We start from the raw sequence: 7850 nt of genomic DNA on the forward strand, positions 1-7850 counted from the left end.
ATGATTCACGTATCGTTCTGGACGGAGCCATTGAGAATTTGGCGTTATTCCGGCGTTTTGTTTTAAATATGCTGAAACAATGTGATTGCGGTGCGCCAAGTCAAAGGAATAAGCTTAAAAAAGCCGGCTGGAGCGATGGTTATCGGGCGAGAGTCTTCTTTGGATGATGATTAATCAAAGTATGCTCGCGCCCTAGTGGTGAGGGTGAGTTAACATTTGAGTTCAAGCATTATCCGTTAAGCAAACTGGCTGAAATGGAAAAACAGGAAGGGATGACGAACGATAAATTCATCATGTCTATTGCGAATGGTTGGGGGGTTTAAAGAACACGAATTTAATCAAGAAAACCTGGATATATTACTTGATAATTATCCTCAGGCTTACGAAGCCATAATCACCACTTATTACAAGTCCCTTGGCCTGTTCCGCGAAAAAAACTAATTGCGGTTGCGCGGGCATTATATACAAAACCTCCTTCTGAATTTGAATTGGAAATGCTCGGTGATATCGCTGATGACGTTGAAGTTTGGCCTGATGTGTGGGGATCATTTCTTGTATTCCAGGCTATGTCTACGCAATGGAGAACAGGAGCATGTGGGGCAACAGGGCTTGATTATAATGTATTGGCTCAAGTTATGGACTTAATTGATGTAAAGGACCGCACGACCGTATTTAATGATATTGGAGTGATGGAACGTGAAGCTCTAATAATCATGCATTCAGAAAATAGTTAATCAGCCTTGGTATTCACTGAGGCTTTCTTTTATATGCTTCACACGTCTGATGGTGTTGATCGTGAGCATGACACCGTAATTAAACTGGTTGATAGGAACAAAGCTGATTTTGATGAGTTTGGAACTATCGGATTTGAAATCCGCAAGTCTGGAGGTAAGCCACTTCGTGCGCCATTTCAGCAATGAGGCTGATCTTATTAACCGGATAGCCTTGGGTATGACAGCGGCTAAGTTCCGCGTCCATCATGAAATCGACAAGAAAGAGCCTATCAGTGACTATCTAACACCAGAGCAGATCCGCTGTGTCACTGAGTTGCAGAGAGCCAACACTGTTTTCATCTCTATGGGATGGGATTATGAACAGCATAAAAGTACACTGACGGGCATTTATGAAAAGAATCATAAGCGACCACTGCTTGAAGAACTGCATAGATTGGCTGCATAGTCGGTGTGGCAGGTTAAGGATAGCGTAATATATATATATTTCACTTTGGTATATTTTGGGCGGGCGCTTGAGACTATCTGTCTCTGGCGTGCTGGAGCGGATAGAAGAAAGCCCCAAATGATCTTTCAATCAATTTGAGGCCCATCTTTATGCTTGACAACATAAGATTAGCCTCTTACACGCCGAAAGGCAAGGAGACGCTAACCATGAAACAGCAAAAAGCGATATTTATCGCCATCGTTATTTGTATCACCGCTTTAGCGGCTGTGCTGGTCACGAGGAAGGACCTCTGTGAGGTTCGCATCCGAAGCGGCCAAACGGAGGTTGCTGTTTTCATGGATTACGAAACCAAGTAAGAGCAACGGCGGGGAGCAATCCCCGCCATCTCTTGTTGTTGAGCATGGCTCTCAAGCGCCCTTTTGACTAAATTAGAGCCTTTTTTGGGCTTTTCCTTGCGTGGGCAAAGAACGGCTTATTCCGCCTAAAACCATATCAACATCACATTTTAGATACTACCGCACAAAACATTAGGATAATTAATGTATTGTGCGGTAGTGATATGTACTTAAATTATGCAGTTGAAGATGACAAAGAGAACACCCTAAATTTTATTTAAAAACATAAAGTTAAGGTTAAAAACTATGGAAAAGAGATCCTCCTCGCTAAAATCTATTCCGTTGGATATTGATGTCAGGCAAGAGACTACAATCAATGGGATTGAAATGGGAGTCCTTGAGAATGGGATTCCTTATTTAACTCAGAATGGATTATCTAATGTTTGTGGGGTTCAGTGTCTAAGGATAAAAGAAATCACTGATGAATGGGCAGAGTCGTATGAACATGGAGTTTTCAAGAAAGGTAAAATGACATTCATTGGGTCTTATCTTTTATACCCACTTAACTTGAAGATGCAGGATTCAGAACCTGGAAGTTGTCATTAATACGGCACGACAGGTTCCCGGCAAGTTCCGGTAATATTTCCGTAAAAAAGTGATGTATCGCCTGCCTGAACAAGGCCGCCGAGGCGAAGTAACGATTATTTCTGACTTTTTCATTCATCACTTTCCATAGCCTTTCTATCGGGTTCAGATTCGGGCTATATGGCGGTAAGTCATGAAGCTCAATATTCATCACATAAGCCCAGTCTTTCACCAACTCACTCCGGTGATAACCGGCTCCGTCAAGGATAATATGAACCTTCTGACTGACCGGATAGGTTTCACGCAGGGCAATGAAAAATTCTGCGATGTGATAACTGTCGATACGATCATATTCGCGTACCACGGTTTTGCTGATATCGGCCAGATTCAGGGCCCCCATCAGATTCAGACGGGTACAGCTTCCCGTGGTTTTCACTGCGGTTTTCTGGCCTTTGCGTATCCCACCATTCTTCGACAAGACGGATAACCGCCTGTGTGGTGGGCAGAAGATCCGCGGTCAGATAAGCGATAAGTTCCTGCGTCTGTGTTTCGCTGAGGTGGCTCTGAGAGCCGCCATTTTCGGGCTTCAGTTTGCGGTGATTAAGGTCATCGCTGATATGACGATTAACCGTCGTTTCATGCAGACGCAGGGCCTGAGCGATCATGACAGAACTCCAGCCCTCAGAGGCCAGCAGAACCGCTTTGATGCGATCACATTCCCTCTTATCACGGCAGGTGTGATGAAGGTGTTCGAGTTCGGCTTTCTGTTCATCGGTAATGAATATTTTCATGACGGATACCATGAGCCTTAGTTTGGGGAAAATCAAGCAGTTTCAATAATCACGGGTATAAAAGAAGGATTTATTGAACCAAAACTATACATTCCCATAATCAAGAATGGAGTTGAATATCACGCCTATCCTGATATTGTCTGCATGGCAATATTAGAATACTCATAAACAGGATCTTTAGCGCCAACCGGTTATTTTAGATAGAAAAAAGGCTTTATTTATGATCTGATAATTGTCGCCAAACAAAATACCGAGATCAGAGAATAAAGCCGATGACAATTATCTCCACAAAACTTCAGTTAATGCCATTCTTCAGTCACACTTTTCTTGAAAAAACCGCCCGCCGAGGTGGCTTTATGGAACGACTCAGAAATATTGGGCCACAGTCTCTGGTTCTCAGTTTGATAGCCGCACTGAGCAAAGGAAACTGCACCTCCATCGCTGACCTGCACCGGCAATTTAACGGCATGTGTCTGAGTGAAAAACACACTGTCGCCTATAAGCCCTTCCATAATCAGTTGCGTAAAAGCGCTTTCGCCGATTTTATGAAGACGCGGGTGACGTTTGCCATGGCTCAGTTGATTGAAAAAGCTTTGCCCCCTTACCCAAAAAATTCAGCCAGTTTGACGATATCCTCTTGCAGGATGGCCGCTCATTCAACGTTCATCCCGAGTTAGCCGGGGTTTTTCCCTGTCGTTTCAGTCCCTTGACGGCGGCGGTTGAGTGCCATATGACCCTGTCTTTGTTCAGCCAATCGCCCATCGCCATGACGGTGACCGCAGACACGGCCTCTGAGCGGGCTTATCTGCCTGCCCCTCACACCTTACGCAATAAATTGCTGCTGGCGGATGCCGGTTACGTGGATTTCGGGTACTTCGAGCAACTTTCCCTGTCCGGGGGTTCATTTATCGTTCGGGGAAGCCAGTCGCTTAATCCCCTGATTGTCAGCGCCCGAAATGGACAGGGGCGACAATTACCGACACTGGCGGGCAAAAAACTCCGGGAGATTAGTCGCAAAAACAACCGTGCTGAAGTACTGGATTTCACCTGTCGGCGTGGCCGATTCGAATTTCGGGTCATCCGGCGTTGGTTTGCGTCGGAAAAACGCTTTTGTTTTTGGTTCACCAATCTGCCGCCATCCCACTTTACCGCCGATGACATCATGGCGGTCTATCGCTGTCGCTGGCAGGTCGAACTGCTGTTCAGGGAACTAAAATCCCACACCCACTGGACAAGTTTTGCGACCGGCCAGAAAGCGATAGCGGAGGGGCTCATCTGGGCAAGTCTGCTGGCGTTGATAGTCCGGCGCAGTCTGGCGAGGCGGTTTTTGCCTTCAGTTTCCTTTCTCAAGGCAGCCAAAAATGTTGATGTCGGGTTATTGCCGATATTGAGCGCGATTATTCATCATGCCGGGTCGGAAATAGAACACCCTCTGAATTGGGCCCTGAAATATCTCGCCAAAAATGCGTTGAAGTTGCCCCAAGGAAAATACAATAAAAATAATGGGTTGGAGGGTATTTTCGAGAGGCTTAATACTTAAGGTTCAGTGTATGATAAAATATTAAATTGAAAACGATATTTTGTTTTTTATCATAGCAACTTGTTTTTTTAGGTAATTATACTTCTCATAAAAAGAAAATAAAAAATTGATTTTCACATTAGTTAAAATCCAAGAAACAATATAACAAAAAAATATATATTATATGTTTTTGGGCATTATTATTAATGCGGTTTGTTTTTATTTCATTGTTATTTAATGTTTTTTTATTTTAAGTGAATCTCATTGATTAAAATTGAAAATCTTTTGCAAATTATTTGTTGAAATTTTTTTAAAAAAAGAAATTAATATCGTTTATGATTTAATGAATCCAAAAAATAGCTTACCAGCATTGACCTAAAAAGGAACTACTATGCTTTGGAAGAATACTTCTAACCAATTTGGTCATTTATCTGTCCTTTTACACTGGTTGGTTGCACTGACCGTGTATGGCATGTTTGCACTGGGACTGTGGATGGTGACATTAGGGTATTACGATACGTGGTATCACGGGGCACCTGAAATTCATAAAAGTATCGGAATAGTGCTGCTGATAGCGATGGTTGTGCGTGTTATATGGCGTTTTATTTCTCCACCACCAAAACCTTTAGCCAGTTATAGCATCCTGACTAGGATCAGCTCTGTTTTAGTACATATTCTGTTGTATATTTTACTGTTTAGCATTCTGATTAGTGGTTATTTAATTTCGACTGCTGATGGGCAGCCGATTTCTGTCTTTGACTGGTTTACTGTGCCAGCCACATTAACCGGTCAGGGCAAACAGGCAGATACTGCTGGAATGATTCATCTTTACCTTGCCTGGACTGTGGTGATTTTATCGCTATTACATGCTGTTGCTGCGTTAAAACACCATTTTATTGACCGTGATGCAACCCTGAAACGTATGTTGGGTTTCCGTCCTGAATAATACAAAAAACGATTATGGAGAATAATATGTTGAAGAAGACGTTACTTGGCCTGACTGCGGGTGCATTGTTATTGAATGCAAGTTCTGCATTAGCAGCCAATTATAAAATTGATATACCGGGTCAGCACGCCTTTATTGAATTCCGCGTTCAACATTTGGGTTATAGCTGGTTATATGGATCATTTAAGGATTTTGATGGTTCTTTCACCTTTGATGAGAAAAATCCGGCGGCGGATAAAGTTGATGTGACGATTAAAATAGCCAGCCTGGACACTAACCACGCCGAACGTGATAAGCATCTGCGTAGTAAAGATTACTTTAATACAGAGAAATACCCTGAAGCAAAATTTACTTCAACCGAAGTGAAAAAGGACGGGAATAAATATACTATTACAGGTGATCTGACTTTAAATGGTGTGACTAAGCCAGTGGTATTGAATGCAGTACTGATGGGAGAAGGTAAAGATCCATGGGGTGGTTACCGCGCAGGTTTTGAAGCTTATGGTAAAATCAACCTGAAAGACTTTAATTTCAAGGCAGATTTAGGCCCTAAATCACAGGAAGCGGATTTACTGATTTCTGTCGAAGGCGTTAGGGAAAAGTAATACCCCAATTACTTAGCGTAAACTGAATAAATAAAATAAAAACCTGGTTAATACCAGGTTTTTATTCTTAATTTGCAATGAACCATAACTGGCACGTGTTTGAGGTGAAGGGATCTGTCTGTTAATAATCACAATTGCGACGGTACGAGACGCAGTGATACACATAAACGTGACAAACAGCAAGAGCGCACTTAATACTCGCTCCAGAATAAAACCGTCAAATAAAATGATAATCGTGAGTACTGACCGTTTATTAAACGGCACGCTGAAAATAACGATTCTCAGCGAAGCAGGCAGCCAATTATTAGCGCCATTATTAGCTAAATTTGCCCGCCTTCACCCTAATTTAATGTTATTGTGTGATACGCAATTGATGCCACGTGATGTTATTGAAGATGACATTGATATATTACTGACCTTTAATCGTGAGCTACTGGAAAATAGTGCATATCATGCGAAAACACTTGCCCGTTGGTTTTATCTCACCAAGTGGCGCACCGGTGTAAAATCTGCCCCATAACGGCTCCTTCAATTGAATGGAAATTATCGTACCATCAATATCTGGGACTAAACATTCGACAACATTGCGGTCCTGATAAGCCTGTTCATCAAATTGCGTGCGACCATCAAGACTGCCTTCGTTGTCAAGTCAAGGGAGCGCTGATTGACTTTCATGGGCTTGCCCAGCAATCAAAATCAGGAGTAGTCAACGATATCCGGATTATGAAATTAAAGAATATTCAGATCCGCCTAGGAGTGGATTTTTTCATTGGAACTTTAATATGAAAGGCGAATTTGAATGGGTTTGAAATTACTATCTAAATCCAGCTACCGAGTATCCTCGGTAGCCTATATTGAACTAAATCTTTTTATATACTAAAAAGACCAAGAAATCTTAAAGACTTACCGCCATTTCAAGCCTTGGATGATACTCTTGATTTGTAACAATTGAAATCAGGTGCTGCGCTTTAATAAACTCATAAAACACACGAACAGTGGGAAAACCAACTGTTATCGCCGCGGATGTAATTCCAGTTTTCTGACGGAATTAGTTAAAATCAATAAATTAGGAGAGCAATCGTAATACTTATCTTTTAATTAATCCGGCCACTTTCTTACAAGGAAATGATTCGATAATCTTTGATGCATCCATACAAGCAACAAGTTTTATCGCGATTAAAGCCCATGCAGAGATTCTCCTTATCGCTTTTATGTTTACCTTATTCCTTTTACATTACTGATAAACTTCAACATTTAACTATTCAGGATAAGTGTTAAGTTAAATCTTACAGATAAAATCATCTGATATATAGGCAATCAAATAACTGTAATAATAAGGAAACCAATATGATATTAACAAATTTTAAACTATTTCTAAACCCTGGTCAAACCAGCGAAGCTTATAAAAATGGGAATATAGCCATTCCTATTCGGTGGAATAATATAGTAATAACAAACAAAGGCCAAGCAGTAATTAGGGTTTCAAATTTCTGGGCTTCTCCATTTGGAGAATATGAATTCTATAATTCTATTGATGTCTGGCCCGGAGAAAATAAATTATTAAATGCACCTCCTAACGCTATTTATTACTATAAAATTACAGCCACAAATTTGGACGCTACTCAAACTACCGAAGCTGAATTTACTTGGGTATAAAGATTCTTAAGAGTTAACTCTATATTTAGCAAGACCCGCCGTAAACCCTCGCCCAGTGCGAGGGTGTCGCAAAAGGCGCGTGTTATCCGTTAAGATCTGCGTACTTCTTTTAAGCGCAGATCTTTTATGACCTTATTCATTCGAAAACGGGAACCTTCTATTCATACTGGACGTCAGTTTGTCACCGCTCAGCACTTACCTGTCTTAGCGGGTTCTCTTTCCCTTTCTGATTAT

General features: G+C 41.6%; 9 protein-coding genes and 3 pseudogenes. 11 read left to right on the forward strand and 1 reads right to left on the reverse strand.

The genetic code is table 11. The annotated features are described in order from the left end of the window. The 6 genes and pseudogenes from C5470_RS20695 to C5470_RS20715 form a co-directional block, all read left to right on the forward strand. Positions 1-167 (forward strand): annotated as a pseudogene (locus tag C5470_RS20695) (ISAs1 family transposase); the annotation flags it as partial. Between the two features lie 139 nt (positions 168-306). Further along, positions 307-441, forward strand: a complete 135-nt coding sequence (locus C5470_RS23885; RefSeq protein WP_166291632.1) for a phage tail assembly chaperone — start codon at positions 307-309, stop codon at positions 439-441. 53 nt (positions 442-494) lie between these two features. Beyond that, complete coding sequence (locus C5470_RS20705; RefSeq protein WP_166291634.1) at positions 495-734, forward strand: DUF1799 domain-containing protein; 240 nt, start codon at positions 495-497, stop codon at positions 732-734. A 33-nt stretch (positions 735-767) separates the two neighbouring features. Continuing rightward, positions 768-920 carry a hypothetical protein gene (locus C5470_RS23105; RefSeq protein WP_242688248.1) on the forward strand — a complete coding sequence of 51 codons (153 nt, stop codon included), beginning with the start codon at positions 768-770 and terminating at the stop codon, positions 918-920. Further along, entirely contained in the window at positions 901-1179 is a 279-nt protein-coding gene (locus C5470_RS20710; RefSeq protein ID WP_242688249.1) for a hypothetical protein, read from the forward strand. Before C5470_RS23105 ends, C5470_RS20710 begins: the two co-directional genes overlap by 20 nt. A 206-nt stretch (positions 1180-1385) precedes the next feature. Further along, the gene (locus C5470_RS20715) at positions 1386-1535 is read left to right on the forward strand and encodes a type I toxin-antitoxin system Hok/Gef family toxin (protein ID WP_166291636.1); all 150 of its coding nucleotides are present in this window, start codon (positions 1386-1388) and stop codon (positions 1533-1535) included. Between the two features lie 541 nt (positions 1536-2076). On the opposite strand, the pseudogene C5470_RS20720 reads toward C5470_RS20715, so the two are convergent. Beyond that, a pseudogene (locus C5470_RS20720) lies at positions 2077-2890 on the reverse strand (IS630 family transposase). A 272-nt stretch (positions 2891-3162) separates the two neighbouring features. Between C5470_RS20720 and C5470_RS20725 the strand changes: the two are divergent. The 5 genes and pseudogenes from C5470_RS20725 (at position 3163) to C5470_RS20745 (ending at position 7616) form a co-directional block, all read left to right on the forward strand. Further along, positions 3163-4430 (forward strand): annotated as a pseudogene (locus C5470_RS20725) (IS4 family transposase). 370 nt (positions 4431-4800) lie between these two features. Further along, the gene (locus C5470_RS20730) at positions 4801-5355 is read left to right on the forward strand and encodes a cytochrome b (protein ID WP_166291638.1); all 555 of its coding nucleotides are present in this window, start codon (positions 4801-4803) and stop codon (positions 5353-5355) included. A 26-nt stretch (positions 5356-5381) separates the two neighbouring features. Then, the gene (locus tag C5470_RS20735) at positions 5382-5960 is read left to right on the forward strand and encodes a YceI family protein (protein WP_166291640.1); all 579 of its coding nucleotides are present in this window, start codon (positions 5382-5384) and stop codon (positions 5958-5960) included. A 235-nt stretch (positions 5961-6195) separates the two neighbouring features. Continuing rightward, positions 6196-6480, forward strand: coding sequence for a LysR substrate-binding domain-containing protein (locus C5470_RS20740; RefSeq protein ID WP_339917147.1), 285 nt, complete (start codon positions 6196-6198; stop codon positions 6478-6480). A gap of 827 nt (positions 6481-7307) precedes the next feature. After that, positions 7308-7616, forward strand: coding sequence for a hypothetical protein (locus tag C5470_RS20745; RefSeq protein WP_166291642.1), 309 nt, complete (start codon positions 7308-7310; stop codon positions 7614-7616). Positions 7617-7850: the final 234 nt, after the last annotated feature.

It is taken from the genome of Photorhabdus stackebrandtii (assembly GCF_011189495.1).
Lineage (GTDB): Bacteria > Pseudomonadota > Gammaproteobacteria > Enterobacterales > Enterobacteriaceae > Photorhabdus > Photorhabdus khanii.

Coding starts and splice junctions, on each gene's coding strand:
- C5470_RS23885 (WP_166291632.1), top strand. CDS start 307: ATGGTTGGGGGGTTTAAAGAACACGAATTTAATCAAGAAAACCTGGAT.
- C5470_RS20705 (WP_166291634.1), top strand. CDS start 495: ATGCTCGGTGATATCGCTGATGACGTTGAAGTTTGGCCTGATGTGTGG.
- C5470_RS23105 (WP_242688248.1), top strand. CDS start 768: ATGCTTCACACGTCTGATGGTGTTGATCGTGAGCATGACACCGTAATT.
- C5470_RS20715 (WP_166291636.1), top strand. CDS start 1,386: ATGAAACAGCAAAAAGCGATATTTATCGCCATCGTTATTTGTATCACC.
- C5470_RS20730 (WP_166291638.1), top strand. CDS start 4,801: ATGCTTTGGAAGAATACTTCTAACCAATTTGGTCATTTATCTGTCCTT.
- C5470_RS20735 (WP_166291640.1), top strand. CDS start 5,382: ATGTTGAAGAAGACGTTACTTGGCCTGACTGCGGGTGCATTGTTATTG.
- C5470_RS20745 (WP_166291642.1), top strand. CDS start 7,308: ATGATATTAACAAATTTTAAACTATTTCTAAACCCTGGTCAAACCAGC.